This is a genomic window from Geodermatophilus sp. SYSU D01186, assembly GCF_054050215.1.
Genome location: NZ_JBJGYW010000019.1, coordinates 54885 through 81441, shown reverse-complemented (window position 1 = coordinate 81441; position 26557 = coordinate 54885). Strand labels below are relative to the sequence as shown.

Annotated in this window: 29 protein-coding genes and 4 tRNA genes; 17 read left to right on the top strand and 16 right to left on the bottom strand. The window is 73.2% G+C overall.

Annotated elements, in window-relative coordinates:
- Positions 1-2076: a transglycosylase domain-containing protein gene (locus ACI784_RS15365; protein WP_457014030.1), complete on the bottom strand. Its 2076-nt coding sequence runs from the start codon at positions 2074-2076 to the stop codon at positions 1-3.
- 155 nt (positions 2077-2231) lie between these two features.
- Complete coding sequence (locus ACI784_RS15360; RefSeq protein ID WP_456922432.1) at positions 2232-2438, bottom strand: hypothetical protein; 207 nt, start codon at positions 2436-2438, stop codon at positions 2232-2234.
- Positions 2439-2624: 186 nt separating this feature from the next.
- On the opposite strand from ACI784_RS15360, the gene ACI784_RS15355 reads away from it, so the two are divergent.
- Positions 2625-3302 (top strand): phosphodiesterase, encoded by a 678-nt coding sequence (locus ACI784_RS15355; RefSeq protein WP_457014029.1) that lies wholly within the window; start codon positions 2625-2627, stop codon positions 3300-3302.
- Positions 3303-3309: 7 nt separating this feature from the next.
- On the opposite strand, the gene ACI784_RS15350 is transcribed toward ACI784_RS15355, so the two are convergent.
- A complete protein-coding gene (locus tag ACI784_RS15350) occupies positions 3310-5889 on the bottom strand; it encodes a DUF4062 domain-containing protein (protein ID WP_457014028.1) in 2580 nt (859 codons plus the stop codon).
- Between the two features lie 167 nt (positions 5890-6056).
- Between ACI784_RS15350 and ACI784_RS15345 the strand changes: the two genes are divergently transcribed.
- The 3 genes from ACI784_RS15345 (at position 6057) to ACI784_RS15335 (ending at position 9780) form a co-directional block, all read left to right on the top strand.
- Positions 6057-6941 carry a hypothetical protein gene (locus ACI784_RS15345; protein WP_457014027.1) on the top strand — a complete coding sequence of 295 codons (885 nt, stop codon included), beginning with the start codon at positions 6057-6059 and terminating at the stop codon, positions 6939-6941.
- Positions 6934-8631, top strand: coding sequence for an NAD(P)/FAD-dependent oxidoreductase (locus ACI784_RS15340; protein WP_457014026.1), 1698 nt, complete (start codon positions 6934-6936; stop codon positions 8629-8631). Before ACI784_RS15345 ends, ACI784_RS15340 begins: the two co-directional genes overlap by 8 nt.
- Before the next feature lie 156 nt (positions 8632-8787).
- Positions 8788-9780 (top strand): glycosyltransferase, encoded by a 993-nt coding sequence (locus ACI784_RS15335; RefSeq protein WP_457014025.1) that lies wholly within the window; start codon positions 8788-8790, stop codon positions 9778-9780.
- Positions 9781-9787: 7 nt separating this feature from the next.
- On the opposite strand, the gene ACI784_RS15330 is transcribed toward ACI784_RS15335, so the two are convergent.
- The 4 genes from ACI784_RS15330 to ACI784_RS15315 all read right to left on the bottom strand — a co-directional run bounded on the left by ACI784_RS15330 (position 9788) and on the right by ACI784_RS15315 (position 10588).
- On the bottom strand, positions 9788-10276 hold the full coding sequence (locus ACI784_RS15330; protein ID WP_456922438.1) for an N-acetyltransferase family protein: 489 nt from the start codon (positions 10274-10276) through the stop codon (positions 9788-9790).
- Between the two features lie 52 nt (positions 10277-10328).
- Positions 10329-10402 (bottom strand) — tRNA-Phe (locus tag ACI784_RS15325).
- Positions 10403-10426: 24 nt separating this feature from the next.
- Positions 10427-10500: transfer RNA gene (locus ACI784_RS15320), tRNA-Asp, on the bottom strand.
- Positions 10501-10515: 15 nt separating this feature from the next.
- Positions 10516-10588 (bottom strand) — tRNA-Glu (locus ACI784_RS15315).
- Positions 10589-10729: 141 nt separating this feature from the next.
- On the opposite strand from ACI784_RS15315, the gene ACI784_RS15310 reads away from it, so the two are divergent.
- Positions 10730-11395 (top strand): AMIN-like domain-containing (lipo)protein, encoded by a 666-nt coding sequence (locus tag ACI784_RS15310; protein ID WP_457014024.1) that lies wholly within the window; start codon positions 10730-10732, stop codon positions 11393-11395.
- A gap of 63 nt (positions 11396-11458) precedes the next feature.
- On the opposite strand, the gene ACI784_RS15305 is transcribed toward ACI784_RS15310, so the two are convergent.
- The 3 genes from ACI784_RS15305 to ACI784_RS15295 are packed head-to-tail and all read right to left on the bottom strand — an operon-like array spanning position 11459 to position 13831.
- Positions 11459-11794 carry a hypothetical protein gene (locus ACI784_RS15305; RefSeq protein WP_457014023.1) on the bottom strand — a complete coding sequence of 112 codons (336 nt, stop codon included), beginning with the start codon at positions 11792-11794 and terminating at the stop codon, positions 11459-11461.
- A 22-nt stretch (positions 11795-11816) separates the two neighbouring features.
- Positions 11817-13322, bottom strand: coding sequence for a metallophosphoesterase (locus ACI784_RS15300; RefSeq protein ID WP_457014022.1), 1506 nt, complete (start codon positions 13320-13322; stop codon positions 11817-11819).
- A 29-nt stretch (positions 13323-13351) separates the two neighbouring features.
- Positions 13352-13831 carry a GtrA family protein gene (locus ACI784_RS15295; protein WP_456922442.1) on the bottom strand — a complete coding sequence of 160 codons (480 nt, stop codon included), beginning with the start codon at positions 13829-13831 and terminating at the stop codon, positions 13352-13354.
- Between the two features lie 220 nt (positions 13832-14051).
- Here ACI784_RS15295 and ACI784_RS15290 point away from each other — a divergent pair, with 220 nt between their 5' ends.
- From ACI784_RS15290 to ACI784_RS15270, 5 genes are all read left to right on the top strand, one after another.
- The gene (locus ACI784_RS15290; RefSeq protein ID WP_456922443.1) at positions 14052-14927 is read left to right on the top strand and encodes a Rieske 2Fe-2S domain-containing protein; all 876 of its coding nucleotides are present in this window, start codon (positions 14052-14054) and stop codon (positions 14925-14927) included.
- Between the two features lie 157 nt (positions 14928-15084).
- Positions 15085-15813, top strand: coding sequence for a hypothetical protein (locus ACI784_RS15285; RefSeq protein WP_456922444.1), 729 nt, complete (start codon positions 15085-15087; stop codon positions 15811-15813).
- A gap of 571 nt (positions 15814-16384) precedes the next feature.
- Positions 16385-17206 carry an MEDS domain-containing protein gene (locus tag ACI784_RS15280; protein WP_456922445.1) on the top strand — a complete coding sequence of 274 codons (822 nt, stop codon included), beginning with the start codon at positions 16385-16387 and terminating at the stop codon, positions 17204-17206.
- Complete coding sequence (locus tag ACI784_RS15275) at positions 17203-18282, top strand: anti-sigma factor RsbA family regulatory protein (protein WP_457014021.1); 1080 nt, start codon at positions 17203-17205, stop codon at positions 18280-18282. The genes ACI784_RS15280 and ACI784_RS15275 overlap by 4 nt, the downstream gene beginning before the upstream one ends.
- A 134-nt stretch (positions 18283-18416) precedes the next feature.
- Positions 18417-18489: transfer RNA gene (locus ACI784_RS15270), tRNA-Lys, on the top strand.
- A 73-nt stretch (positions 18490-18562) separates the two neighbouring features.
- Here ACI784_RS15270 and ACI784_RS15265 read toward each other — a convergent pair.
- Positions 18563-18910 carry a tyrosine-type recombinase/integrase gene (locus tag ACI784_RS15265; RefSeq protein WP_457014042.1) on the bottom strand — a complete coding sequence of 116 codons (348 nt, stop codon included), beginning with the start codon at positions 18908-18910 and terminating at the stop codon, positions 18563-18565.
- 92 nt (positions 18911-19002) lie between these two features.
- On the opposite strand from ACI784_RS15265, the gene ACI784_RS15260 reads away from it, so the two are divergent.
- Together ACI784_RS15260 and ACI784_RS15255 are read left to right on the top strand one after the other, a co-directional pair.
- The gene (locus ACI784_RS15260) at positions 19003-19245 is read left to right on the top strand and encodes a hypothetical protein (RefSeq protein ID WP_457014020.1); all 243 of its coding nucleotides are present in this window, start codon (positions 19003-19005) and stop codon (positions 19243-19245) included.
- Between the two features lie 273 nt (positions 19246-19518).
- The gene (locus ACI784_RS15255; RefSeq protein WP_457014019.1) at positions 19519-19875 is read left to right on the top strand and encodes a hypothetical protein; all 357 of its coding nucleotides are present in this window, start codon (positions 19519-19521) and stop codon (positions 19873-19875) included.
- 426 nt (positions 19876-20301) lie between these two features.
- Here the strand turns inward: ACI784_RS15255 and ACI784_RS15250 are convergent, their stop codons facing one another.
- Complete coding sequence (locus ACI784_RS15250) at positions 20302-20679, bottom strand: hypothetical protein (RefSeq protein ID WP_457014018.1); 378 nt, start codon at positions 20677-20679, stop codon at positions 20302-20304.
- 540 nt (positions 20680-21219) lie between these two features.
- On the opposite strand from ACI784_RS15250, the gene ACI784_RS15245 reads away from it, so the two are divergent.
- Entirely contained in the window at positions 21220-21855 is a 636-nt protein-coding gene (locus ACI784_RS15245) for a hypothetical protein (RefSeq protein ID WP_457014017.1), read from the top strand.
- A 689-nt stretch (positions 21856-22544) separates the two neighbouring features.
- On the opposite strand, the gene ACI784_RS15240 is transcribed toward ACI784_RS15245, so the two are convergent.
- The gene (locus ACI784_RS15240) at positions 22545-22778 is read right to left on the bottom strand and encodes a hypothetical protein (RefSeq protein WP_457014016.1); all 234 of its coding nucleotides are present in this window, start codon (positions 22776-22778) and stop codon (positions 22545-22547) included.
- A gap of 133 nt (positions 22779-22911) precedes the next feature.
- Between ACI784_RS15240 and ACI784_RS15235 the strand changes: the two genes are divergently transcribed.
- The 3 genes from ACI784_RS15235 to ACI784_RS15225 all read left to right on the top strand — a co-directional run bounded on the left by ACI784_RS15235 (position 22912) and on the right by ACI784_RS15225 (position 23915).
- A complete protein-coding gene (locus tag ACI784_RS15235) occupies positions 22912-23223 on the top strand; it encodes a WhiB family transcriptional regulator (protein ID WP_457014015.1) in 312 nt (103 codons plus the stop codon).
- 46 nt (positions 23224-23269) lie between these two features.
- Positions 23270-23572, top strand: a complete 303-nt coding sequence (locus ACI784_RS15230) for a hypothetical protein (protein ID WP_457014014.1) — start codon at positions 23270-23272, stop codon at positions 23570-23572.
- 88 nt (positions 23573-23660) lie between these two features.
- Complete coding sequence (locus ACI784_RS15225) at positions 23661-23915, top strand: hypothetical protein (protein WP_457014013.1); 255 nt, start codon at positions 23661-23663, stop codon at positions 23913-23915.
- A gap of 71 nt (positions 23916-23986) precedes the next feature.
- Here the strand turns inward: ACI784_RS15225 and ACI784_RS15220 are convergent, their stop codons facing one another.
- Positions 23987-24118: a hypothetical protein gene (locus ACI784_RS15220; protein WP_457014012.1), complete on the bottom strand. Its 132-nt coding sequence runs from the start codon at positions 24116-24118 to the stop codon at positions 23987-23989.
- Between the two features lie 707 nt (positions 24119-24825).
- Between ACI784_RS15220 and ACI784_RS15215 the strand changes: the two genes are divergently transcribed.
- Complete coding sequence (locus ACI784_RS15215; RefSeq protein ID WP_456922447.1) at positions 24826-24966, top strand: hypothetical protein; 141 nt, start codon at positions 24826-24828, stop codon at positions 24964-24966.
- A gap of 138 nt (positions 24967-25104) precedes the next feature.
- On the opposite strand, the gene ACI784_RS15210 is transcribed toward ACI784_RS15215, so the two are convergent.
- Together ACI784_RS15210 and ACI784_RS15205 are read right to left on the bottom strand one after the other, a co-directional pair.
- Positions 25105-25818, bottom strand: coding sequence for a DUF4386 family protein (locus tag ACI784_RS15210; protein WP_457014011.1), 714 nt, complete (start codon positions 25816-25818; stop codon positions 25105-25107).
- 81 nt (positions 25819-25899) lie between these two features.
- On the bottom strand, positions 25900-26535 hold the full coding sequence (locus tag ACI784_RS15205; RefSeq protein WP_457014010.1) for a LysE family translocator: 636 nt from the start codon (positions 26533-26535) through the stop codon (positions 25900-25902).
- Between the last annotated feature and the right edge of the window lie 22 nt (positions 26536-26557).

Genomic DNA, 26557 nt, shown 5'->3' with positions numbered 1-26557 from the left:
TCAGGCAGGCGGGGGCGGGGGCGGTGGCGGTGGCGGTGGTGGTGGCGGTTCGACGGGGATGCCCGGCGGCGGGAAGGGGACCGGCGGGCCGGCGGTGAGGATCGGCCGCATGGCGTCGTGCCACACCTGGGCACCCCGGCCGCCGCCGAAGCCGCCGACGTCCTGGTTCTGCTTGGGGTTGAGGACCATCACGCTGGCCGCGTAGCGCGGGGTGTAGCCGACGAAGGCCACCGAGAAGCGGTCCTGGCTGGTGCCGGTCTTGCCCGCGACCTGGTGGTCGGGGACGGCGGCGCGGGTACCGGTGCCGATGGGCAGCGCGGTGTCGCCGACCAGGATCTGGTTCAGCGTCGTCGCGACCGCCGGCGGCACGGCCTCGGGGGTGCAGTCGTCGCCGGTGGGCACCGGCGTCCCGTCGTCCCTGGTCAACGGCTGGCCGTTCCGGTCCAGGATCTCGGTGACCGGCGTGGGCACGCACCGGGTGCCGTTCGCGCCGAGCGTCGAGTAGGCGCTGGCCAGCGCCAGCGGGCTGGTCGCCTCGGCGCCGAGGGTGAACGAGCCGCGGTTCTCCGCGATGACCTCGTCGGCCACCGGGTCGAGCGAGAACAGGCCCATCCGCTGGGCCATCCGCACCGGCCCCTCCACGCTGCCCAGCTGGTCCTCGAGGGCCACGAAGTAGGTGTTGGAGGAGCGGATCAGCGCCTCGGTCATGCTGAGGATCGGCGGCATGTCACCGACGTTCTCCACGGTGTAGGGCGCCGTGCCGTTGCGGTAGACGCTCGACACGTAGGGGCTCGGGGCCGTGATGACGTGGGACGGCGGGATCCCGCGGTCGAGGGCCGCGGCGGCGACGAACACCTTGTAGGTGGAGCCGGCGCCCTGGCTGGCGACCAGGTTGAGGTTCACCGACTCCTGCGCCGGGTCGGCGGCGTCGTAGCCGAAGACCCGGTTGATGCTCATGGCCTGCACGTGGCCGGTGCCCGGCTCGACGGCGGTGAAGATCGCGGCGAGCGGGTCGCCCATCGGCAGGCTGGCCAGCACCGCGGCGTCCCCGGACCGCTGGACGTCCGGCCGCAGGGTGGTGCGGATGGTCAGCCCGCCGTCCTCCAGCCGTTCCTGGGAGATGTCGAGGATCTCGGTGAGGTGGCGCTGGAGGTAGTCGCAGAAGAAGCCCCCGAGGAACGCGCTGACGCAGCCGTTGGGCGGCGCCGGGGCGGGCGCGGTCTCCACGGGCGTCGCCGAGACGTCGGCCAGCTCCTGGTCGGTGATGTGCCCGAGCTCGTGCATCCGCTCGAGCACCTGGTCGCGCCGCTCACGGCCCCGCTCGGGGTCGGCCAGGGGGCTGTCGCTCGTCGGGTTCTGCACCAGCCCGGCCAGCATGGCCGCCTGCGGGAGGGTCAGGTCGGCGGCGTCCACCCCGAAGTAGGCCTGAGCCGCGGCCTGCACGCCGTAGGCGCCCTCGCCGAAGTACACGATGTTCAGGTAACGGGTGAGGATCTCCTCCTTGGGATAGGTCTCCTCCAGGGCAAGAGCCAGCCGCGCCTCGCGCAGCTTGCGGCCCAGCGTCTGCTCGGTGGCCGCCTGCCGGTCCTCGGGGGTGACGGCGGTCTGCAGCAGGGTCTGCTTGACCAGCTGCTGGGTGATGGTCGAGCCGCCCTCCTGCACCGATCCCGCGGTGGCGTTGCGGACCAGGGCGCGCATCGTCCCCTCGACGTCGAGGCCGTTGTGCTCGTAGAAGCGCGAGTCCTCGATGTCGACCAGCGCCTGCTCCATGACGTCGGCGATCCGGTCGGCGGCCACGGGGGTCCGGTTGTTCCGGTAGAAGTACGTGACCACCGACCCGTCGGCGGCGAGGACGACGGTGTTGCCCGCCGGGGTGTCGTCGGTCAGCTCCACGGGCAGCGGTGCCAGCAGGGACGCCGAGCTGCTGGCGAGCACGCCGGGGCCGACGATCCAGGGGGTCAGCAGGGCCGCGACGAGCGTGCCGGCCAGCGGGAGTGCGAGGAGCAGCAGCCCGGCGGCCCGCAGCCGGCGGTGGGGGCGCCCCCGTGCCGCCTGAGCGGTGTGCGAACCGACCATGCTCGACCTCGCCGGCGCCGAGCCACCCGGAGTGAGCCTGTCGACGCAGTCCGATCATCGCGCACGGGGACGTTCCGGAACAGTTGATCCGGAACGGCCGGAGCGTCCCGGCGGCGCGCTGTCCGCAGCCGCCGGGACGCCGGGTCAGGGTGTGTTCAGCGCGCGGCCGGGATCTCCGAGGTCGGCACCGGCTCGGACCACGCGTCGGGGTGGCTGCGGCCGGTGGCGGCGACCCACCCCGGGCTCCCGGCGGACTGCGCGGATCCCCGGGTGGCCGGACGGGCGCTCAGGTTGACGATGAGCGCGAGCAGGGCGACCAGTCCGACGAGGACCCCGCCGATCACCAGGAGCGTCGTGAACATGTCCTGAACGTATGTGCCGGACCGCTCCGACCACAGGGCGAATACCGACCGACGTCGATCGGCGGTTGCACAGGATCTGCCGGACCGCGACCCGTTCGTCACACCCGTCACTGGTCGACCACCACGGGTGCACCGGTCCTCGTCCGGCGGGGTATGGGCTGCGGACGTCGTCGACAGGAGGACCCCGTGCCCGACCTGCCCCGGACCGCCGGACGCGCCGTCGCCGTCCCCCTGGCCGCGCTGGCCCGCCTGCGCTCCGGCAAGCCGATGCACCCGCGCGGGATCGTCGTCGACGCCGTCCTCGAGCGCACCGGCGGCCCGGAGGCCGACGCGGTGTCCTGGCTGGCCGGGCCGGGCAGCCGGCCGGTGCTGGCGCGGCTGTCCCGGGGGGCGGGGCTGCCCGCCGCGCTGCCGGACCTGCTGGGCCTCGCGGTGCGCGTGCCCGGCGACCCTCCGGTCGACCTGCTGCTGTCCAGCACGGGGCGGGGCCGGCTGACCCGCTTCGTGCCGGCGTTCCGGCGGGACGCCGCGACCAGCTACTCCTCGATCATGGGGTACCGGTCCGACGCGGGGACCCTGCACCTCGCGGCCTGGCCGGAGTCCTCGGCGTCCCTGCCGAGCGAGCCGGAGCCGCTGGCCGCCGCGATCGCCGTCGGCCGGCCGGTGTTCACCCTCGCCGTCTCCCGGGGCCTCGGCCCGTGGCACGCGTTCGGCCGGCTGCGCCTGCTGGGCCCGGTGGCCGGGCGCGACCCCGACCTGCGCTTCGACGCCGTCCGGAACCCGCCGCCGGGGCTGGTGCCCGACGGCCCGATGGCCCGCTTCCGCGCCCCGGCCTACGCCGCCGCGCGGGCGGCACGCGACTGAACCCCGCTCAGCCGGCGGCGAGGCCCTCGTCCAGCGCGGCCCACGGGTCCAGCAGCGCTCCCGCGGCCCGCTGCCGGCGGTCCTCCTCGGGGCCGAGGGCGGCGGTCACGGCGTCGTCCAGCCGCCGGCCGAGCGGCTGCATGGGCGGCCAGACGGCGATGCCGGTGCGGGCGCGCGTGGCCGCGGCGGCGCCGATGAGCCGGGCGGCCAGGGGCGCGTCCCCGCGGGCCAGCGCGAGCCCGGCCAGGCCGTCCAGGCAGTAGGCGAGCCCCTCCAGGTCGTGGTCCCGCCGGTGCAGGGTCGCGGCCTCGCCGAGGGAGGCCCGCGCGGCGGGCAGGTCCCCGGCCATGAGCGCGTCGAGGGCGAGCTGGTCGGCGAGCCAGGCCGCGAGGTGGTCGTCCCCGACCGCGCGGGCCCCCTCCAGGGCCTCCCGGTGCAGCCGCGCCGCCTCCGCGACGTCCCCCGCGAGGACGGCGACCGCGCCCCGGAACAGCTGCACGAGGGCCACCGACCAGCTGTCGCCGCTGTCCCGCAGCGCCGCCCCCGCCGCGTCCAGGGTGGAGGCCAGCTCCGGGTCGCCCGGCGGGAGGGTCATCGCCAGGCCGTTGAGCCCGTGGCCGAGCAGCCAGGCGTCGCCGTGCGCCCGGGCGTCGGCGACCAGGCGCTCCATCAGCGGCCGGGCCTCCGGGACGCGGCCGAGCGCGATCCGGGTGGCCGCCCGCGCCCAGAGCAGCCGGCCGGCCGGCCCCGGGGCCAGGTGCGCGGCCGAGGGCAGGGCCGCGGTGCGCTCGGCGAGCTCCGCCATGTCCACGAGCAGCCCCCGCGCCCACCACCACCGGGCCAGCGGCGCGGTCAGCCGGACGGCCAGCTCGGCGCGGTCGCCGTCCACCGCCCAGCGCAGGGCGGCCTGCAGGTCGGCCGCCTCGGCCTCCAGCCGGGCCAGCCACAGCCGGTGCTCCGGGCCGGACAGCCCCGCGCCCGCCTCCCGGGCGAACTCCGCGAGGTGGGCGGCCAGCCGGCTCCGGGTGTCCTCCTCCTCGCCGCGCTCGCGCAGCCGCTCGGCGGCGAAGGCGCGCACCAGGCCCAGCATCCGGAACCGCGGCTCGGCGGCGCCGGCGTCGGCGGGGCTGACCAGGCTGTGGCCCACCAGCGAGGACAGCCCCTCGAGGACGTCGAGGTCGTCGTCGGCCGCGCCGACCGCCTCGGCGGTGTCGAGCGTGAAGCCGCCGGCGCAGATCGACAGCCGGGCGAGCAGGGCGCGCTCCGGCTCGGTGAGCAGGTCGTGGCTCCAGGCGATCGTCTGCCGCAGGGTGCGGTGCCTGTCCGGCGCGTCGACGTCGGGTCCGCGCAGGTCGAGGGCGCGGTCCAGCCGGCGCAGCAGCGCGGCCGGGGGGAGGGTCCGCACGCGGGCGGCGGCCAGCTCGACCGCCAGCGGCAGCCCGTCGAGCCGGCGGACCACCTCGGCGACGGTCGCGGCGGTCGCGTCGGTGACGGCGAAGGACGGGTCGGCGCGCTGGGCGCGGGCGGCGAACAGCGCCACGGCCGGCGCGTCCCGCACCCGCTCGGGCCGGTCCTCGGCGGCCAGGGGAACGGCGAGCGGGCCGAGCGGGACGTCGTGCTCGCCGCGCAGGCCGAGGACCGCCCGGCTGGTCACGAGCAGCTGCGTGCCAGGGCAGCGGGCCAGCAGCGGCGCGGCCGCGGGGGCGGCGTCCAGCACCTGTTCGGCGTTGTCCACCACCAGCAGGGCGCGCAGTCCCGCCAGCCGCTCGGCGACCAGGTCGATCAGGGGACGGCGGCCCTCGGCGGTGACGCCCAGCGCGGCGGCGACCGCCACCGGCACCTCGCCCGGGTCGCGCAGCGGCGCGAGGTCGATCCACCAGACGGCGTCCCGGTCCGGCACGACCCGCTCGGCGGCGGCCAGCGCGAGGCGGGTCTTGCCGGTGCCGCCCGGGCCGGTGAGGGTCACCAGGCGCACCGCGGGGTCCGCGAGCAGGCCGGTCACCAGCTCCAGCTCGGCCGACCGGTCCACCATCGGCGTGGGCGGGGTGGGCAGCCACCCGGCGGACAGGCCCGGCGGCCGCGGGCGGGGTGCGGCGAACCGCTCGGTGAGCAGCACCGCCAGGTCGTCGGCGACGAGCTCGGCCAGCTGCTCGGGGTCGTCGTAGGGCGTGGTGGAGGCACCGCTCTCGGCCTGGATGCGGGTGATGAGCTCGGCCAGCCGGGGCTCGCGGCGCGGAGCTCCGCGGCGGACGTAGAGCAGCCGCGGCTTGGACCGCGACAGGTCGTACTCGTCCTCCAGCCCGGAGACGTCCATCCCGGGCGCGACCCACCCGTAGCGCTCCCCGTAGATGCCGACGAAGACGTCGCTCTGCGAGAGGTACGCGCGGTACAGGTCGCGCGGGGGGTGCGGCCGCGCGCCCAGCTCGAACAGCACGGGGGTCAGCCGCATCCGCGTCACCGCCGCGCGCACGGCCCGCCGTTCGGCGGCCAGTTCCTCCATCGTCGAGGAGACGAAGACCCGCAGCCGCTGGTCGGGGGTGGCGATCGGCGCCGGGGCGTCGTCGGTCGCCGGTTCCCTTCCGGCCACGGACACCTCCCGGCGGGCGCCGACGGCGGCGCCGGGGGGTCGGCGCTGTCCCCGCGAGTCTAGGGACGCGGGGAACGGGCGGAAATGCCGTGACAGCGTCCGGGAGCGGTGGTGTGATGCCCCCGTCCGAGAGCGGAACACGGGGGCCGATGCCCACGGGAGGCCGAGTGGACTCGACTGCCACGCGCCCCGAGTCTCCGGCGGTCCCGGTCCGTCGGCTGCTGCCCGCGATGCGCGTCCTGCTCGTGGTCTTCGCGGTGCTCACCGCGCTGGCCGTGGGCGCGCTGTTCGTGCTCTCCGGGCAGACCGACGAGACCTTCGCGTGGACCATCCAGCCGCCGCTCACCGCGGCGTTCCTCGGCGCGGGGTACGCCGCGGGCTGCGTGCTGGTCGTCCTGTCGCTGCGGGACGGCGTCTGGGCGCGCACGCGGGTGCCGCTGCTGACGATCCAGGTCTTCGTCGTCCTGACCCTCGTGGCCACGCTCGTGCACGTGAACCGGATGCACTTCGACGACGACTTCGGCGGGCTGCCGCTGCTGCCGAAGGTCGCGGCCTGGTTCTGGCTGGCCGTCTACGTCGTCGTCCCGGTGGGCATGGTCGCGCTGATCTGGTGGCAGGAGCGGGCACCCGGGCTGGACCCCCCACCCCGCCACCCGGTGCCCGGCGTGCTGCGCGCCGCCCTCGCCGTTGAGTCCGGCGTCCTGCTGGTCGTCGGCGCGGCGCTGTCCGTGGCCCCGGCGACGGCCACCGGGCTGTGGCCGTGGCGCCTGACCCCGTTCACCGCGCGCGTCGTCGGGGCCTGGCTGCTCGCGTTCGGCGTGGCGACGGCGCTGGCGGCGGTCGCCGGGGACCTGCAGCGGCTGCGGACGGCGGCGATCGCCTACACCGTCTTCGGCGTCCTGGTCGCCGTCGCGGTGGCCCGGTACTCCGGCACCGTGGCGTGGTCGGACCCCGCCGCGTGGGTGTTCGCCGTCATGGTGGCCGCCGTGGTCGGCACGGGGGCGGCCGGCTGGCGGCTGGCCGCGGTCGAGCCCGGGGCGCGGCGTGGTTGACGGCCACCCCCGGGGCGCGCTGGTCGTCGTGTGCCGGGACGAGACGCCGCGGCTGGAGACCGTCCGCGAGCTCAAGCGGCGCTACGGGGGCGACTACGTGGTGATCGCCTGCATCCGGCCCTCGGAGGTCCCGGCCGCGCTGGCCGGCTGGGGGAACCCGCCGGTGACCGCCCTCCTCGGCGGGCTGGGCGCGGCCGACCCCGATGGCCTGGCGATCCTGCGGGCGCTGCACACCGACCACCCGGGCGCGCTGGCCGTCGCGCTGATCCGCTGGGGGGCGTGGGAGACCGCGCGGCCCATCTTCGAGGCGCTGGCCCTCGGTCAGCTCGACCGCTGGGTCTACGCCCCGGAGGAGCAGGCCGACGCGGAGTTCCACCGGGCCATCAGCGAGATCATCGAGGAGTGGTCGGCCCGGCAGGGCGGCGGCTTCGAGGCGGTCCGGATGGTCGGCGACCGCTGGGCGCCGCGGTCCCAGCACCTGCGCGACCAGATGACCCGCAACCGCATCCCGCTCGGCTTCTACGAGGCCGGGTCGCCGGAGGGACGCGCGCTGCTGGCCGGCCTCGGGCTGGACGAGCCGCGGCTGCCGGTGCTCGTGCTGCGCTTCCACCCCGAGCACACCGTGCTGCAGGACCCCAGCGACCTGGAGCTGGCCGAGGCGTTCGGCCTGTTCGAGCCGCTGGACCCGGCGACGGTGCACGACGTGGTCGTGGTGGGTGCCGGCCCCGCGGGGCTGGGAGCGAGCGTCTACGGCGCCTCCGAGGGCCTGGCGACGCTCGTGCTGGAGTCCGAGGCGGTGGGCGGGCAGGCGGGCACCAGCTCGCTGATCCGCAACTACCCGGGCTTCCCGACCGGCATCAGCGGCAACCGGCTGGCCTTCAGCTCCTACCAGCAGGCCTGGGCCTTCGGCAGCACGTTCCACTTCATGCGCTACGCGACGGGCCTGCACACCGAGGACGGCCTGCACTCCGTCGCCCTCAGCGACGGGACGACGGTGCGCGGGCGGACCGTCGTCCTGGCCCTGGGCGCGCGCTGGCGGCGGATCGGCGTCCCGTCGCTGGAGGCGCTGGTCGGCCGCGGCGTCTTCTACGGGGCGGCGGTGAGCGAGGCCCCGGCGATGCGGGGGCGGCACGTCTCCGTCGTCGGGGGCGGCAACTCAGCGGGCCAGGCCGCGGTGCACCTGGCCCGCTACGCCGAGCGGGTGACGATGCTCGTGCGCCGCGAGGGCCTGGCCGACACGATGTCGGACTACCTGGTCCGCGAGCTGGACGCGCTGCCCAACGTGGAGGTGCGCACGCGGGTGCAGGTGGTCGACGGGCGCGGCTCGGACTTCCTGGAGTCCTTCGTGGTGCGCGACCTCGACAGCGGCCGGGAGACCGAGGAGACCGGTGTGCTGTTCCTGCTCATCGGCAGCGAACCACCCACCGACTGGCTGGCCGGCACGCTGGCCCGCGACCGGTGGGGGTTCGTGCTGACCGGGCCCGCGCTGGCCTCGGCCGACGCCGTCCCCGCCTGGCCGCTGGAACGGCCGCCCGCGCTGCTGGAGACGAGCACGCCGGGGGTCTTCGCCGCGGGGGACGTGCGGTCGACCTCGGTGAAGCGGGTCGCCTCGGCCGTGGGGGAGGGGGCGCTGGCGATCACGCTGGTGCACGCTCACCTGGCGGCCGCGCGGGTGGCGGCGCCGCGCTGAGCCGGGCCCGCAGGGTGACTCCTTCGGGTGGTCGCGCGCACCGAGGGTGATGTCACAGGTTCGCCGTCCGGATCATGGGTAAGCCCGTCCGGCCACATCCCGTCGAGGAGCACCGCCACCTGCCGTCGCAGTGCGCGGCAGGAGGAGAACGACCGCGTGAGCGCTGCCGACGACCTGGGGACCCGTGTGGTGACCATCCCCCACGGCGATCCCTACGTCGACGCCGTCCTGCCCTCGGGCGTCGTCCGGGTGGGCCCGGCGCACGCGCCGAGCCCGTGGCTGGACCCCGCCTACCTCGCCGCGCACGCCGCTGAGGTCGACGTCGTCCACGTGCACTCCGGCTACGGTCACCTGCCCGAGGACGAGATGGTGAGCTGGACGGAGACCCTGCGCCGCACCGGCGTGCCGCTCGTCACCACCGTGCACCAGCTGCGCGACCCCGTCCAGGCCTCGCCGCGGCGGCACGACGCCCACCTGGGCGCGCTGCTGGCCACCGCGGAGGTGGTGCTCACCCTCACCCCCGGCGCGGCCGACGAGATCGCCGAGCGCTTCGGGCGGACGGCGATCGTCGTCGCGCACCCGTCGGTCGCGACCCCGGTGCCCGAGCTGGGTGCCGAACGCGGCCTCGTCGGCCTGGCCCTGTGCGCCCCCGGGCCCGCGGTGCCCGACCCGGCCGGCCTGGTGCGGGCGGCGCTGTCGGGTGCGGTGAACGGTGGCGGACGGCTCCGGGTCCTCCTGGACGACGGCGTCGAGCCGCCTCCGGTGCCCGCGGCCGGTGACACCCTGGAGTACCTGCCGCGCAAGGCCGACGGCTGGGCCGAACAGCTGCAGGAGCTGCACGTCGCCGTCCTGCCGGAGAGCTGCGGCACGCACTCGACGGACCTGGAGATCTGCCGGGACGTCGGCACCCGCGTGGTCGCCCCCAGTTGCGGCTGGTTCGCCGACCAGTGGTCCGACGTCGTCACCTACGGCAACGACGAGGAGCGCGGGTTCGACCCGGTGTCGCTGGACGCCGCGGTCGCCGCCGCCCTGACCCGGCCGGCGCCGCGCCCGGCCGACCGCGCCTGGCGGGAGGAGCAGCGCGCCGCCGTCCGGGCGGTGCACGCGCAGGTCTACGCGCAGGTCGTGGCCGACCGGGCCGGCGCCTGAACGGTTCCTACAGGGCCCGCTTGAGGCCCACGTGGGAGGCGGCGAAGCCCAGCCGCTCGTAGAAGCGCAGCGCGTCCGGGCGGCTGGTGTCCGTGGTGAGCTGGACCAGCGCGCAACCCCGGCGGCGGCCCTCCGCGAGGGCCCACTCGAGCACCGCCGTTCCCAGGCCCGAGCCGCGGTGGTCGGCCCGCACCCGGACCCCCTCGACCTGCAGCCGCGTGGCGCCCCCGCGGGAGAGCCCTGGGAGCACGGTCAGCTGCAGGGTGCCGACGACGGCGCAGGCCGGCTCCTGTGTGACGACGAGCAGCAGGTGCGCGGGGTCGGCGTCGACGGCGGCGAAGGCGCGGCGGTAGGGCTCGAGGTCGGCTCCCTCCCGGTGGCGGCCGAGGGGGTCGTCGGTGAGGAGTGTCACGATCGCCGGGAGGTCCTCGGCGACGGCGCGACGCAGGCCGAAGCGGGTGTCGCCCGCGCGGAGCGTGGTGGGGAGGGTGCTCACCGCGACAGTCTGCGGGGCCCCGGAGGGCCGGACGGTGCGGGGGAGGTGTGTGTGGGCAGGGGCGGGGTCGAACCGCCGACCTCTCGCTTTTCAGGCGAGCGCTCGTACCGACTGAGCTACCTGCCCCTTCCGGTGTGGAACACCGGAGAGCGACCCTGACGGGACTCGAACCCGCGACCTCCGCCGTGACAGGGCGGCGCGCTAACCAACTGCGCTACAGGGCCTTGCTGGTGGTGCTGTGCCCCCAACGGGGTTCGAACCCGTGCTACCGCCTTGAAAGGGCGGCGTCCTGGACCGCTAGACGATGGGGGCTCGTGTTCGCCGGGGGCAGGCAGAACGATACATGCTCTCCGGGGGGACTCCGACAGGGGGTACCCGAGCGGGGTGGACCGCGCCCCCCGACACGTCCGCACGGTCCCCGCCGGGCAGCGCCGCCGCTGACACCATGAGCGGGTGATCCGCCGTCGCACTGCTGCCCTCGCCTGCCCCGCGGCCCTGGTCGCCGTCACGCTCCTCGTCGGCTGTGGCAGCGGCGACCCGGAGCCGGCCGCCTCCTCCGCGTCGACCGCGTCCGCACCGGCGACGCCGACCTCGGGCAGCGACGCGACGTCGGCGGGGAACGACGCGGACGAGGAGGGCGGTGCGACCACCGGTGCGGGTGCCGAGGGCGCCGCCTTCGTGGCCGACACGCGGCCGGACACCGCCGAGGCGTCGGCCGACTCCCGCGTCACCGTGACCGAGATCCGGACCGGCCGACAGGAGGGCTTCGACCGTGTGGTCCTCGAGGTGGGCGGGACCGGGACCCCCGGCTGGGACGTCCGTTACGTCGACCAGCCCGCTTCCCAGGGCCGCGGCGACGCGCTGCAGGTGGCCGGTGAGGCGGTCCTGCAGGTCACGCTCACCGGTGTCGGCTACCCCTACGACACGGGGATCGAGGAGTGGGCGGGTCCTGACCCGCTGCCCGGCAACGGCACGCGGACGGTGACGGAGGTCGTCTGGGACGCGACGTTCGAGGGCACGTCGGTGGCCTTCGTCGGCACGCGGGCCGAGGTGCCGTTCCGCGTCTACGCACTCGAGCAGCCCACGCGCGTGGTGGTCGAGGTCGCCGACCAGAGCTGAGCGCCGGTCCGGGGGCGCCCGCTGGACCGGCGTCGTCCCCGGCCGTCGACATCGGTTCGATGGTCAACCGAGCGAGGCGGTGACCTCCACGGAGTCGTCCTGCACGGACGTGCACTCCAGGGTCAGCGGGCCGGCGCTCACGGTCTCGCCCTGGGCGCAGGAGACGCTCGCGTTCCCCACGCGGAGCTCGGCGCGCCCGTCCTGGACGCCGCCGAAGGCCAGCGACGTCCCCAGGACGTCCACCTGCGAGCCGTCGCTGCTCAGCGTCACCGAGCACGAGCTGGTGCTGCAGGAGAGGTTGTCCGAGGTGAACGAGCAGGCCGACAGCGGCAGCAGGAGCAGCCCGCCGGCGAGGGCGGCGGCCAGGCGGGGGGCGCGGGTCGACGTCGTCGAGGGCATGCCGCGAGCGTAGGCGCGTCGCTCACCCGGTCGGGGAGGCGGGCGACGTGGGACCACCAGGGCCGCCGTCGGTCCCGGGGCCGCCGTCGGTCCCGGTCCCGTCCTCGCCCGGCGACGGGACGACGACCCGCTCGATGGTCACCTCGGTCTCCCCGAGCCCGCCCAGCGTGATGTCGTCGTAGGCGGTCAGCGCACCGGTGGCCGGGTCCAGGTACAGCACCGTGCAGGTCAACGGCTCGGGGTACTCGCCCTGGAGACCGCGCAGCCCGGCGCCGCCGGTCGAGCCCTCCACCATGAGCAGGGTCCCCTCGTCGAGCTCGGAGACCTCCCGCTCGTGCGTGTGCCCGGCCAGCACCAGGGGGACGACGCCGTCCAGCGGCGTGGCCTGCTTCGGGTCGTGGACCATCGCGACGGCCGGCGGCGTCGGCAGCGTCTCGACGAACTCCGCGAGGCCCTCCCCGCTCCCCTCCAGCGACTCGGAGGCCGGGGCGGCGTCCTGGTCGGGGGTGAACCGCGGGTCCGGCGTCCCGACGACCTCGATGCCCGCGACGGTGAGCGCCGAGTCGTCCAGGACCGTGGCGTTGGGCTGGGCGGCCACCAGCCCGGCGGTCACGGCCGAGTCGTGGTTGCCGCGGATGAAGACGTAGGGCACGTCCAGGGTGCCGATGCCGGCGATCAGCTGGTTCTCCGGTTCACTGCCCCAGTCGGTGATGTCCCCGGTGTCGAGGACTCCGTCGACGTCGAACTGGGTCACCACCTGCCGCACCAGGTCGAACCCGGCCGGGTTGAGGTGCAGGTCGGAGACGTGCAGCAGGGCGACGGTGCCGTCAGCGCCGCCGGGAGCGGGCAGTGCGGACAGCGTCGAGTACAGCGTGCTCACGTTGGTGACGAGGTCCTCCAGAGACGCGCGGTAGGCGTCGAAGCGGGCCACGATGTCCTGCGCGCTGCCGATGAGGCTGTTGGCGTTGACCAGCAAGCCGGTGTACCGGGGCTGCAGCAGCGCCTCCGGGCGCCACGTCGCCGCGGCCAGGCCGCCGGTCCCCGCCACCAGCGCGGTGGACAGACCGAGGGCCAGGAAGACCTCGCGGCGCCGGCGCAGCAGCAGCAGCGCGGCCACGGCCGCGCCGAGGACCGCCGCGATCGCGGTCAGCACGGTCACCCGCACGACGGCGTCCTGCAGGTCGGCGCTGACCCGGTCGACCACGCCGTCCAGCAGCACCGGGTTCGTGGCCAGCGCCTGGGCGCGGATCTCGTCGACCCGGCTGAGCTGGATCTCCAGCCGCAGCGGACCGTCGTAGGCGTCGACCTGCAGCGCGCCGAGCGGGGGGACGTCGAGGTCCGCGCCGCCACCCAGTGGCCGGAAGGCGACCGTCGCGTCGAACGGCCCGATCGCGGCGTCGACCCGGCCGAGGACGAGGATCCCGAGGAAGGCGCCGGCGAGGACGACGGCCAGCCGCAGGGCCCAGCGGCCGGTGCGGCGCAGGAGCACGGAGCCGCGCGAGGGGCGGGAGGCGCTCGGCTCGGTCACCCGCTCCAGGCTAGTGAGCGACCCGGGGGTCAGGCGGCGTCGGTGGCGGGCGTGCGGAAGATCCAGCGCAGCGCGATGAAGCGCATCAGGCCGATCAGGGCCGTCACGGTCACGACGCAGGCGACCTGCACGTAGACGCTGACCGAGCCGACGGTGGAGTCGAGGACGCCGAGCGCCGCGCTGGTGGCGAACAGGCCGATGACGGTGATCCCGCCGGCCTCCCACTGGGCGGTGAACCAGTGCACCCGCTCGTCGGCCCGGAAGGTGAGCCGGCGGTGGAGCTCGTTGGCGAGCACGGTGGAGGCAGCGGTGGCGATCAGGTGGGCCGGCAGGTAGCCGAGCCGCTCGAGGGCCACGAACAGGGCGGCGTAGACCAGCGTCGTCGCGCCGCCGACCAGCACGAACCGCACGAACTGGCCGAGGGTGTCCTCCGCGCGGACCCGCTCGCTGACGCTGCCGACCACGTTGCCGACCGCGGGGTGGCGGGAGCGCAACGACGGGCAGGTCACGAGCATCCTCTCGGCAGGCACAGGCTCTGTTGTGCAGGTTCCACCAGGCAATCGGCTGTACGCCAGCTGTTATTCCCCTGACCTGTGACGATCCCGCTGTGTCCTCACTCACGGGGATGACGGTGAACGAGTGGCAGATGCACCCCGTGCCGACCCGGCCACACGCCGTCCCCGTCGGGTCGGCGGCATCGGGGCGGGGCCGCGCGGGTAGGGGGAGCCCATGAGCCTGATGGGGATCCTCGACCGGGTCGCAGACGTCGCGACCTTCGACAAGGCGATCGAACCCGCCCGCAAGGCCGTGCAGGGCCTGCCGGACGTGCTCAAGGACGCCCTCCACGGCACCTGGCTGGGGCATCCCCTGCACCCGGTGCTCGTCCAGGTCCCGGTCGGCAGTTGGGTGTCGGCCGGCCTGCTCGACGCCGTCCCGCCGCTGCGCCCGGCGGCCACGGTCCTCATCGGCACGGGCGTCGCCGCCGCCGTCCCGGCGGCGCTGTCCGGTGCGGCCGACTGGTCGGAGCAGGGCTCGGGGGTGCGCCGGCTCGGAGCGCTGCACGCGCTGGCCAACACCGCGGCGCTCGGTCTCTACGTCGGGTCCCTGGTGGCGCGCCGCCGGGGCCGGGGCGCGCTGGGCCGGGTGCTGTCCTACGCGGGGCTGGGCATCGCGACCGGGTCGGCGGCGATCGGCGGCCACATGTCCTACGCGCAGTCCTCCGGGGCCTCGCACGCCGCGACCGCGGCCCGGGCACTGTCCACCGACTGGATCGACCTGGGCCCGCTCGACGACCTGCCCGAGGGGCGGCCGGCGCTGCGTACGGGGTCGGGCACGGGTGTGGAGGTGCCGCTGGTCGCCGTCCGCAGGGGGGCGCGCGTGGACGCGTTCATCGGGGCCTGCTCGCACCTGTCCGGCCCGCTCTACGACGGCTCGGTCGAGGAGGTCCGCGGGCACGAGTGCCTGGTGTGCCCCTGGCACGGGTCGGCGTTCGACCTCGACAACGGTGAACCGCGACGCGGCCCGGCCGCCAACCCGCAGGAGAAGCTGGAGATCCGGATGGAGGCCGGCCGCGTCATGGCCCGCCTCCCCGGCCACCAGCGGTAGCCGGCCGGCGCCCGCGGGCGGTCGCGCGGTCCTACGCTGCGGCGCCATGAGGCGCGCGGCCGTCGGGGTGGTCGCCCTGCTCTGCGCGGCGTGCGGGTCCTCGGCTGACGGGGCGTCGCCTTCTTCGGCCGCTCCGACGTCGGCCGTGGTGCCGGCCGTGCCCGGGATCGAGGCCGAGGTGGTGCGCCTGCGCACGGACGTCGTCGTGGGCGGCCGGGTGCAGGTGCGCGTGACCGACAGCGGCACCGAGCCGTTCACCGTCACCGCCGTGGCGCTCGACTCGCCGGGGTTCGCAGCCCTGCCGCCCACCTCGCTGACCGCAGAGTTCGCGCCCGGCCGGGTGATCGACCTGCCCACCCCCTACGGCGAACCGGACTGCGCGGCCGGACCGGACCCCGTCGCGGCCCGGCTCACGCTGACCCGGGCCGGTGGGACGGTCGAGGAGGTGCGCGTGCCGCTGGCCGGTGACGACCTGTCCGTCGTCCACCGCGAGGAGTGCGCCGTGGCCGGGGTGGTCGCCGTGGCCGGGGTCGCGCTCACCGGCCTCACGGTGGACGGCGAGATGGCCACGGGCAGCGTCGTCCTGACCCGGCGTGGGGACGACGACCGCGCGGTCGCCGTCACCGACGTCCGTGGCAGCGTCCTCGTCGACGTGGCCCTCGCCGGGCTGCCGCTGGAACTGGGTGCCGGGCAGGACGAGGCGTCGGGCGCGATCACGCTCACCGTGGCGACCTGCGAGCCGCACGTGCTCGCCGAGACCAAGCAGCCGTTCCTGTTCCCGCTGCAGGTGGTGGTGGGGGACGGCGAGGCGGTGCCGGTCCCGCTGCCGGTCGACGAGGCCCAGCAGCAGCTGCTCTGGGCGCTGGTGGACGGCGTCTGCGGCTGAGTGGAGTCCGGCCCGGCCGTCTCGGGGGGAACGGGACGGCCGGGCCGGGGCCTGGGGTCGCTCGCGGGCGACCGGCCCGGTCGGCGGCGGGGTCCGTACCGCTCGGCCGTTCGGGCAGATGTGACGCTAAGTGACCGCGACCGGGTCGGAGCATCCCCCGACCGGGTGAGCCGGCGTGATGAACGACACGGACGGTGACCTTCCGAGTCGTACGGGTCTCGCTGGGGTAGGGCGTGTCCCGTGTTCCTGTTCTTCTCCAGCCGGCTCGGCTGCCTCGGTTCGCTGGTCCTCTCGGCAGCGCTGACCCTGCTCGTGCTGCTGCTGCTCGACGTCCTCTGAGCGTCCGTGGGGAGGATGGGACACTCGGCCCGCCGGACCTCTGGTGGGATGCAGAGACTCTCTTGACCTGCTGCTTCGCCTCGCCGACGCATCGTGATCGTCGGGTTGTCGGGACGGGTGCCGATCTCGCCGGAGTGCAACGGCACCACTTCCGGAACGGCGCCCCTCCGAGCGGTCGTCGGTGTCTTTCGTCCTCGTCCTGAGCGGCGTGCTCTGCGCGTAGCGTTGGCCTGTGGGCGATGTCCGGGAGGCTCCGGGCGCGGGGTGGGACGGGCATGTCCTGCTGCTGCACCGGACCGAGGGCGAGCGGTTGGCCGGTCTGACCGCCTGGGTCCGTCGTGGGCTGGAGCTGGGCGAGAAGATCATCTACACCGAGCTCCCGCTCATGCCGGAGGACGCGCTGGTCCCGGTGCTGGAGGCGTGGGGTGTGGACGTTGCCGCCGCCGTCCGCGACGGGCAGCTCGTGGTGCTGCCACCGGAGGAGTTCTATCCACCGGAGGGCCAGCGTGTGGTCGTGGAGCGCGCGCTCGCCGAGGGGTTCCCGTCGGTGCGCATCTCGGCGGAGGTGCGGGCGGCGCTGAGCGTCCTGTCACCCAGTGCGGTCCACGGCGTTGAGCAACGGCTCGACGCGCTCGTCGGCGAGCTGCCGATGAGCGCGATGTGCCAGTACGCCGAGGCGGCCACCACCGGCACGTGGCTGGACGACGCAGTCGCCACGCATCTGTCCGGCGTGCACCAGTCGACCTTCTCCACGAGTCGGGACCTGGACGGGCTGGCCCTGCACGGAGAGGTCGACGCCACCAACACCGACGTCTTCACCTCGGTGCTGAGCGCCGCGAGCCGTCATCGGTCGCGGGTGCTGTGGGTGGACCTGGGCGAGGTCAGCTACGTCGACGCCGGTTCGTGCTGGCGGCTCGACGACGCAACCCGTCGCTTCCGGTCGTCGGGTGGCCACGTCCTGCTCGTCGCCCCGCAGCCGCCGGTCGAGCTCACGATGCGCATGCTGGAGGTCGACGAGCTGCCCGGCATGCACCTGGTGGGGGGCGAGCGATGACCTCCACCACCGGACCAGCCGACCTGCACGCCGCGCTGCTCTACCGCACCGCCGAGGAGCTGGTGTCCGCGGCCGTGCCGTTCCTGGCCGACGGGCTGGCCGTCGGTGAGACGGCCGTGCTCGCCTGCCGGAACGAGAACAGCGCCCTGCTGGCCGAGGCCCTCGGCCACGACGACCGCGTCCTCGTCCTGCCTCGGGAGGGGATCTACACCCGGACCGCGCACGCGATCGCCACGTTCCGCCGGGTGGTCCGCCGCCAGGTCGCGGCCGGGGCTCCCGGAGTGTGGCTGTTCGCTGAGGTCCCGGTCGATCAGTCCGGCGACGGATGGCACGAGTGGCACCGCTGCGAGGCAATCCTCAACGTCGCACTGGGACCGCTGCCGCTGTCAATCGTGTGCGCCTACGACCGTCGCGAACTGTCCGACGCGATCCGCGGAGGCATCGAGGAGACCCATCCCGCGCTGATGACCCCCGCGGGCCCCGTGCCCAATCTCCGCTACCTGGACCCCGCGACCGTCCTGCGCCGGACCCCGGCCCCCCTGGCAGGTCGAGCGGAAGACACTCCACCCACGCTCCAGCTGACAGACCTGACCGATGTCACCCGGATGCCGGAGCTGCGCGCGCGAGTGCGCGCCGCCCTGGACGGCTCGGGCGAGCCGGGGCAGCTGCGCAGCCGTTTCGCCGCGGCGGTCGCCGAGGTGCTCCTCAACGCCTTGCGGCACGGTCGCCCGCCGGTCGCCGTCCGGCTGTGGGCGACGCCAACCCGGCTCGAGTGCACGGTCACGGACTGCGGGGACGGGTTCGACGACCCTCTGGTCGGCTACACCCCGCCGGGCCCCGGCTTCCCACCTGCTGGGGCGGGGCTGTGGCTCGTCCGGGGGGCCTGCGACACGCTGGAGACGTTCAGGACCAGGGCCGGATTTGCCGTCCACCTGGCCACCCGCCTGCCCGGATCGGACACGGCTCCCACGCCGTCATCGGAGGCGGCGCCCGTCGACACCCCTGCCGCCCGGGCAGACCGGGCCCGCGCCGACGCACGGGAGTTGGCCCGTCGGTTCGGGGGGCGGCTCCACTAGGCTGCGCTGTACGCCGGGCCGTGCGCTGCTCGTGGTGGCACCTGGCGACGGCGGTAGCCTCGCAGCGGGCCGCAGGCGCTGCAGCTGTCTCACGCTTGTCTCGTGGGTCGTCTGGAGGGTTCTCTGCACCCACCGGGCCTCTAGCTCAACTGGCAGAGCAGCGGACTTTTAATCCGCGGGTTGTGGGTTCGATCCCCACGGGGCCCACCGTGCTTGAACTGGGCTTTCGTGGCTGCCGAGGGGCTGGCCGGGGCGCTTCTGGTGCCGCTGTGGTGGCCAGTCAGCCCCATAGTGCCTCTCCCATGCGTCGAGCGGCGTCCTCTGCGAGTTCCGGGACGACGTGGGAGTAGGTGCCGAGAGTCAGGTTGATCTGCGAGTGGCCGAGGATTTCCATCGCCACTCGCGCCGGCACGCCCTGCTGCAGCAGCATCGAAGCCGCGGTGTGTCGGGCGTCGTGCAACCGAGCCGATCGAACGCCAGCATCAGCCAGTAGTGCCCGCCAGGCCCGATGGTCTCCGCGAGGCTCAAGCGGACGCCCGTTCTCCTGGCAGAACACGAGGTCGTTGTCCTGCCATTCGGAGCCGGCGGCGATCCGCTCGGCGGCTTGAGCTGCCCGGTGAGTTCGCAGAGCCCACCACCCCGGGCGAGCTGGAGGCGGGGGCGCAGGAAGCCGCCCGGCGCCTCCGTGAAGCCCTCGCCGCCGATCCCCGGGTGCTCGCCGTGGCCGACTACTGGACCGCGCTACGGCGCCACTCCAGCCTGCGGCAGGAAATCAGCCGCGCGCGTATGCGGATCGGACAGGCGCCCCTTGGCCCGATGCCACCCGGCAACAGCACCGAAGTCGAGCCCGCGGCCCTGGTCGACCTCATCCTCGATGCTGCCGGCCGCTTCGCCACCGACCGCGTGAGCGCCGAGCTGGCCGAGCTGTACGCCAGCCGCGAGGCCGCAGCCGAGCGGGGCTGACCCAATGACCGAGACGGTGCCGGCGTCAAAGTCACCCAGGGTGAGCGCGCCATGAGGACCGCCCCGGGAGCCATGGTCGACCGAGATGCCGCGGCCCTTTCACTGCGACAGTCGACCAGCGCCGACACCGTCTCACCTCAGCATTTCCGCAGGTCAGAGCGCGACCCCGGGGGGTGAAACCGATGGCAACCCCCCTGACGGACCCGCCAGTGCTTCTTTCCGTTTTGGGGGTCCGAATCCATCGCCCCTTCCAACGACTCTCTGTGAGGACTGATGACCAAGCCGAAGACCCCGCCCGGCACTGGGCCGGCGGGTGCGAAGTTGTGGCGGACTGTGCTCGCTGAGTACGAGTTGGAGGAGCACGAGCTTCTGCTGCTCCGGGAGATGGTTCGCACCGTCGACACGCTGGATGCCCTCGAGGCCCGTGTCGCCGCTGACGGTGTCCTTCTGGGGTCGTCTCAGGGTGAGCGGGCTCATCCGGCGTTGGTGGAGGCGCGGCAGCAGCGGATCACTCTGGCTCGGTTGCAGGCGGCTTTGCGGCTGCCTGCTGGTGAGGACGAGGGCGGGGAGCGGCGTCCGCAGCGGCGGATGGGTGTGCGGGGCGTGTATGGCGTCGGTGGTGTGGCGTGAGGCGCCGACTGAGGCGGGCCGTGGTTGAGCCGCCGGCGCGACTGCTGGCTTTCGATCCGGCCGACTGGCTGCCGCTTGTGGATCCGTCTGGCTATGACCCGGAGATGTACCGCAATCGGCTGCCAGGGCGCCCCGTAGGGCCGGTTCGGCTGTCTTTCGAGGATGGGTGTCGGCAGGAAGCCGAAACGCTCTGGACGCGCGCTCGTCTGGATTGGTGCCGGGAGTTCGGCTGGCCGGGCGGTCTGGACGTCGTCCAGCTGCTGCAGCAGCAGGTCCAGCAGCGGCGTGTCACCGCGAGGGAGCGGTTCTGGTAAGGGTGCCCGTGAGGCGGGACAGCTAGCAATCTGATCCCAGGCTGCTGTGTCAACTGATCGCCGACGAGTGGCTAGGCCACCCCCCGCCAAACTGGCGGGGGGGCAAGCGGAATTAGCAGGCGCCGCGCACGTCCGGGAGCAAGCAGCCCGAGGTCAAGGGTCCCGGAAGGGTCGTCTCGATGTTGTTCGTCAGGTCGCGGATGATGATGTTGGAGTAGGTGACCGAGGCGACCTCCTGCGTCTGCCCGGACGGGCAGTCGGGGGAACGCGCCGCACGGGGACCGAACGTTTCCGACACCGCTATCCGGCCTAACTCATCGGCGAAGACGTCAGCGCCTGAGCCGGCGCCGAACTCGTTAACCGTGGTCTTATTGCTTGCGGACGGGACGGCTCCGCCCCTGTTGGCACAGACATGCACGATCGTCAGATCCACGAACACGTTGTAGGAGACCACTTGGCTGGGCTCGAGCCCGACCTCGGTGAAGGTCACCTCCAGGGTGGAGTCGTTGAGTACGGCCTTGGGGTCTCGAAATTGTGGACTTTGGGCACTCGCTGGAAGTGTCATCGCGAAAATCAGCAGTGGCGTACAGAGAAGCAGCGCAAGTCGCTTCATGGCGAGCGCCCTTCCGGGTGCGGTTTCCCCCGTGTGTGGCCTCATCACCGTAGGCGTTGGGTCGGGCCTGCGGGAGCTGCCCGCAAGCGCGCCCCTACGGTGAGTTCACCACCGTTCCCCACAGCGCAGCTGACCTTTTTGCGCTGACGGTCACCTGGGGGCAGCGCTCCGCGTTCATGGGGCGGCGGCCCGTTCGACCGCTCCCACGGTCGCGGTCCACTCGAACCAGACGCCCCTGCCCGTCGGGCGCCATGCGTTTCACCGGAGCGCGTGCAGGTGCCCGACTGACCTTTCTTCTGCATCTGTCTATGCGTCTCACGAGGTCACTGGGGTGGGCGGGGCCTCGTTGAGCCCAATGCGGTCACGCTGTGCGAGGCGTCCTTGACTCAGGTGAAGCGGTCACGCAGCGTCTTCCCGATGTACCTACCGACGGGGAGATTCATGAAACACAGGGCCCTGGTGATGGCGACTGCTGCGGCAGTTATGGCCCTGTCTGCCTGTGGCGGCGTTGAGTCGGCGGCGACGACGAAGGCTCGTCTAACGCTCCCTCCGACGACGAGCGCGGCACCGACAACCACGGCTCCGGCGCCTCCGACCCCGGAGCGCAACGCCCGGGGGAACTTGGTCAAGGGACTAGGCGAGGCCGGCGGTTTCGGTCATCCGGACACCGGCGAAGACATGGTCAGTTGGGCGGTGGACGAGATTGTCGTCGACTTGCCGTGCACGGAGCCGTACTACGACTACGAGCCCGAGAATGGGCACATCGTGGGCCTGCGCCTCCGGGTGTCTACCGGGAGCGACCTGTCCCCCTTGGGCTACTTCGCGGTTGACGAGCAGGATTTCTCCTACATCGGGCCGGACGGGATCACGCGCTCCAACATCTACTCCGTTTCCGCCTATGCGTGCCTGCCATCGAGTGAGCAGTTCACGACTGATGAGCTCGGGCCGAGCCAGCAGTATGTCGGCACGGTTGTCCTCGATGTGCCCGGTACGACTGGAACGATCGTCTACAAGCCGTCGGCAGCAGAGGGTGGCTGGGAGTGGAACTTTTAGGTCGCCGCCCCTGACAGCAGCGACCCCCTGGAAGCCCTTAGAACGGCTCTCAGGGGGTCGCTGTGTGTAGTAGCGCCCGGGTCCCAGCTCAACGGCTAACTAGACGCGTCGCCCGTCTCGCGCGGGGACTCCACTCAATCCCGGTCGCGAGAACCGTCATGTGTGCTTCCAGGTGGCCGACGAAGCCACCGCCAATAATCGCGCCAGAGTCGACGGGTCCTAGCGAAACGCGCGGTTCCTTCGAGTTGATTGACATCGTCCAAATATTGAACCCACGAGCCGATCGATTCGGGAAGGAATAGGCTGCCAGTAAACGTGAGCACGAGAGTAGTAGCGACTAGGGTAATCCCGATTGTGGCGAACTCGAGCCAGCCATGCCGCCAATCAAGCAGGCCGGACATCATGAAGAGCGAGAAGAGTATGACGCCCGAGGCGGTACACCAGAGGCTTGCCACCTCTCTGCTGTTCTCATGCTTGAGTCTCTCGTCTTCCGTCTCGCCGACGGCTCGCCTCCAGTCCACCGCCGTGGCGATCAAGCAGGCGGAGTTCACGGCTATGACAGCGGGAAGAAAGTCAGCCTCGACCGCCATGGAATCCATCCTCGTTCCAACTGCTTCATCGCGCCGTAAGGGGTCCCTGGCATGTCCACCTCTCGGCCCGCCACCGCGAAGTGCCGGACTTGCATCGAGCTATGACGGCGCGGCGTCACTCTCGACCTGGTAGCTCTTCACAGTCGCCGCGTACTCGTACCAGGCCCGGCCCTTACTGTCGATCCTGGCGACGGGGCCGTTCGCCTGCAGCGTGGACCAGTCCGGGAGTGCGATGTCATCTGCGAGCAACGGGACGCGCAGCATCGCGCGCAGCCCGGCTGTGGCTCGATCAAGGTGCTCGTACGGAAGCGCCGTCGTCGCCGTGAAGATCACCCGCGAGTTTGCCCGCCGAGCGCTGGACGGGGCGCGGGTCGGTCACGTCTCTTCACTCCCTTGGGCGGGTCGTGGTGTCACCTTTGCAAGCCTCATCCACCGCTGTGAATAAATCCGTGACGTAATAGGGGTCATGGCGGAGAGTGGAGCGGGGATCAACGCTGCGTACGCAATCCCGAAGCGGGCGCTGGACGAGTGGCTGAGGCTGGCCGCCGAACTCGAGGAAGCCGGCACTGTCCCGTGCCGGACCAGTGATCCCGAAGCCTGGTGGCCGGACCCGAAGCAGATGGACGACGACATGACCCAAGAGGCCATCGCCGACTGCTACCGCTGCCCCGTCCGCGAGGCCTGCGCCGCCTACGCCATCGCCGCCCGGGAGAACGACGGCATCTGGGGCGGGCTGCTGCCGGCGGAGAGGCAACAGTCTCGACGGGCCGCTGCCTGACCTGTTCGTGATCGGCGCTTCCCAGGCAGTTGGCTAGGGTCGCCGGGTGTCTGGAGATCTGGCGCAGAGCGTCCGGGACGCGATCGCCCTGACCACCCTCCTGGCCGACGCCGTGGAATCGGGCGGTGGGTGGGAGGAGTCGCTGATGTTCGCCCGTGGTCGCCTTGCCGAGCATCAGGAGAACCTGGTGATGGCTCAGGCGCACCTGTTGGTGCAGGCGCTCGGGGCGCTACGTGATCTCGTCAACGAGCTGCCCGAGGACGTGGAGGTCATGGACGTTGAGCGGCCGGTGACCGTGCTCTCGCTGCTTGCCCAGTTCGGTGCTTCGGCTGCATCCGAGGGCGACTAGCGCCGGGCAGACTGCGCTCTCTGACGACGGCGTGGCCGACTCCCGGTGGGACGTGTAGAGCGCGCCGGCCATGGTTACCGCGCCTGGCATGGACTTCCGCAAGATCAAGCCCGGCGAGTGGAACAAGGTCGGTCGCCTCGAGGTCGACCAAGTCGGCGCCGGTGAACCTGTCACCTTCCAGAACAGCCATGTCCTGTTCGCCGACGGGTGGTGCTACGTCGAGGTGGACGAGACGGACGGCGAAGGCTCGGTGAACGTCTACCCTGCCGGGCGCGTCAGGGCCGCCTTCAACGTCCACGAAGCGGATCAGAGTCCGCGGTCGAGGGCGCGAATCCTCTCGTAACTGAGGCAACTCGCTCGTTCAACTACTGCGCCCCGCCGATCATCACGACGGCGGGGCGCACTAGTTGAACGTCAGCCCAAGGCGATCTCGTGGGCCTTCATCTGGTCCGCCATGAACCGCGCGTGCTGCTGCAGCGTCAGCGGACCGTCCTCGATCTCCACGATGACCTCAGCGTCGAACGGGAGCAGTGCGGTCCGGTCCACAGGTCGTACGAGGTCACCATGACCAACCACGGGGTGTCGTCGTCGCTCATCGGTCGGCTGATGTGGTGGCGGTAGTGGGTGTCGCCGTCGCGCTGCCACTCGTGGCCTCCGATGAACCAGGACGGGCAGCCACCAGCCGTCGGGGTCATCGAGCGGCGGTCGGCGGCGGGGGTGTCGGTAGCGTTGCTCATGGGTCTCTTGCCTTTCTGAGGATGGCGAGGGATCAAGGCCCCGTTCCGGTGTTGCGAGCACCGGCGGGGCCGTTCCGTTTCTACTCGGATGCGTTTCGTAGTCGTCAGCCGAGGCTTGATCTGGTGCCTCGAGGGTGGCCAGCTCGCAGCGTTCGCGACCGTTCGCGGGGGTCCTGGACTGACAGCGGACCCGCCTGACCAGGGCAAACAGACAACGGCGGACGGTGGCGTACGCCCTACCTGCGCCCTATTAATCCGCGGGTTGTGGGTTCGATCCCCACGGGCCCACCGCTCTGGCTTGGGTCTTCGTGGCTCGGGTGGCTGTCCCGCCTGTGCCCCGTCACGGCGCCGGCGGAGCGGGGCTCATCCGTGCGTCATGCCGGGTGGGCCGGTGTGATGCCACGGGGTCGTCGTCCCCCTGTCGAGTGGTGCCCGTCCCCACCGACCTGCCCCTGGCCGCGGCGGCACGCGATCATCCCGTTCCGGGACCGAGAGCCGAGGGGGACGACCGTGGTGATGGACCTGCTGCAGGTGTGGCTGGCCCTGGCGGGGGTGGCAGTGGTGCTGATCGTCGGCGTGCTGTTCACCGCGGCCCGCCTCTGGGGCGACGTCCCGGCGGTGGACGACGACGAGGCCGCGAGCGTGGCGGCGGACTGAGGTCCCGATCGTGTCGGGCACGGCGCGGGTCGATCCCCGACCAGCCACGCGAGGTGGCGAGCCGGGGCTCTGTCGTGCTGGTGCCGGGTCGTCCGGAGAGGCGTTCGCTCACACCGGCGGGGACGTGCCTGCGTCGACCTAGGTCTGCGGTGTCGCCGTCCACCGCCCGCGGGCGGCGGTCGTGACGACGCCGACCGCGAACACCAGCACGAGGACCTGGAACGCCGGCACGGCGATCCGCTGGAGCCCGCTGTCGAGGCCGCTGTAGCTCACGTCGACCCCGACGACCACCGACAGGAGGCCGGCGAGGACGGCCGTCCAGCCCAGCCAGCCGGGCAGCATGCGCGTGGCGAGGACCGCCGCCCCGGACAGGACGAGGGCCGCCCCCAGCAAGAGGCGGAAGTAGCTCTGCGCGCCCCACTCGGTCCACCGCACGACCTCCGCGTCGGCGAAGCGGACGGCGCGGTCGGGATCGTCGGCGGCGACCCACGCGTCGACGGCCTGCTTGAGGGTGATCCCGTCCACGGCCTGCAGGACCGCCCAGACCGCGGCCGTGGCCACGGTCAGCCCGGCGGCGAACACCGCCAGCCGGGGCGCCTGCGACCTCAGCACCAGGTGCAGGACGATCAACCCGGCGAGGGCGGCGAGCACCCCGATGAACTGGGCGAGGTGGACCCACTCCCAGGAGGCGCTCGCGGCGTACTTCGCGAAGATCACCTCGTGGACGTCCTCGTCCCCGCCGGGATGGAACAGCACCGTCACGGCCGTGGCGAAGAGGAACCCGCCGAGGAGGAGCGCGCCGCTCTCCCGCAGGAGCCGAGGGGGCGCCGGGGTGCCGGTTGCCGACGTCATGACAGTCCTTCCCGCCGGACGGCGGTGACCGGACGAGCGTAGCGGCGGGACGCATCGCTGAGGGCCCTCCGCCGCGTCCGGTCAGCGGCTGGGCAGGGCCAGCCGGAGACCGAAGCCGATCAGGGCGATCCCGGTGGCGCCCTCCACGCTGCGGCTGACCCGCGGGCGCTGCAGCCAGCGCCGCATCGCCCGGGCACCGGTGATCAGGAGGGTGAACCAGACCAGGCTGAGCGCCGCGTGCACGGCCGCGAGCAGCAGGCCCATGCCGAGCGCCGAGCTGCCGGGTGGGAGGAACTGCGGGAGCGCCGCGACGTAGAAGGCGCCCACCTTCGGGTTGAGCAGGTTGGTCAGCAGGCCGGCGCGGGCCGACCGCCAGGCCCCCACGGCTCCGGCCGGGCCGGCGCCGTCCGGGAACTCCCCGTGCCGGCGGAGGAGGCGCCAGAGGATGCGCCCGCCGAGCCACAGCATGTACGCCGCACCGGCGAGGCGGAGGACGTCGTAGGCGACGGTGGAGGCGGTCACGAGGGCCGACACCCCGACCGCGGCCGCCACGCCCCAGGTGACCACGCCGCCGATGACGCCCAGCGCCGTCGCGAACGCGTCCCCTCGGCCCCGGGTGATCGCGGCCCGCAGGACGAGCGCGGTGTCGAGGCCGGGGGTGATCGTCAGCAGCAGCGCGACGACACCGAAGCCGAGCACGGCTCCCGAGGCGGTCACCGGCGCACACCGGTGGCAGAGA

What these genes read in the sequence shown, in the direction of transcription:
- ACI784_RS15365 (WP_457014030.1), bottom strand. Translation starts at nt 2,076, where the DNA reads ATGGTCGGTTCGCACACCGCTCAGGCGGCACGGGGGCGCCCCCACCGC.
- ACI784_RS15360 (WP_456922432.1), bottom strand. Translation starts at nt 2,438, where the DNA reads ATGTTCACGACGCTCCTGGTGATCGGCGGGGTCCTCGTCGGACTGGTC.
- ACI784_RS15305 (WP_457014023.1), bottom strand. Translation starts at nt 11,794, where the DNA reads ATGCCCTCGACGACGTCGACCCGCGCCCCCCGCCTGGCCGCCGCCCTC.
- ACI784_RS15290 (WP_456922443.1), top strand. Translation starts at nt 14,052, where the DNA reads ATGAGCCTGATGGGGATCCTCGACCGGGTCGCAGACGTCGCGACCTTC.
- ACI784_RS15275 (WP_457014021.1), top strand. Translation starts at nt 17,203, where the DNA reads ATGACCTCCACCACCGGACCAGCCGACCTGCACGCCGCGCTGCTCTAC.
- ACI784_RS15255 (WP_457014019.1), top strand. Translation starts at nt 19,519, where the DNA reads ATGACCAAGCCGAAGACCCCGCCCGGCACTGGGCCGGCGGGTGCGAAG.
- ACI784_RS15245 (WP_457014017.1), top strand. Translation starts at nt 21,220, where the DNA reads ATGTACCTACCGACGGGGAGATTCATGAAACACAGGGCCCTGGTGATG.
- ACI784_RS15235 (WP_457014015.1), top strand. Translation starts at nt 22,912, where the DNA reads ATGGCGGAGAGTGGAGCGGGGATCAACGCTGCGTACGCAATCCCGAAG.
- ACI784_RS15225 (WP_457014013.1), top strand. Translation starts at nt 23,661, where the DNA reads ATGGACTTCCGCAAGATCAAGCCCGGCGAGTGGAACAAGGTCGGTCGC.
- ACI784_RS15215 (WP_456922447.1), top strand. Translation starts at nt 24,826, where the DNA reads ATGGACCTGCTGCAGGTGTGGCTGGCCCTGGCGGGGGTGGCAGTGGTG.
- ACI784_RS15210 (WP_457014011.1), bottom strand. Translation starts at nt 25,818, where the DNA reads ATGACGTCGGCAACCGGCACCCCGGCGCCCCCTCGGCTCCTGCGGGAG.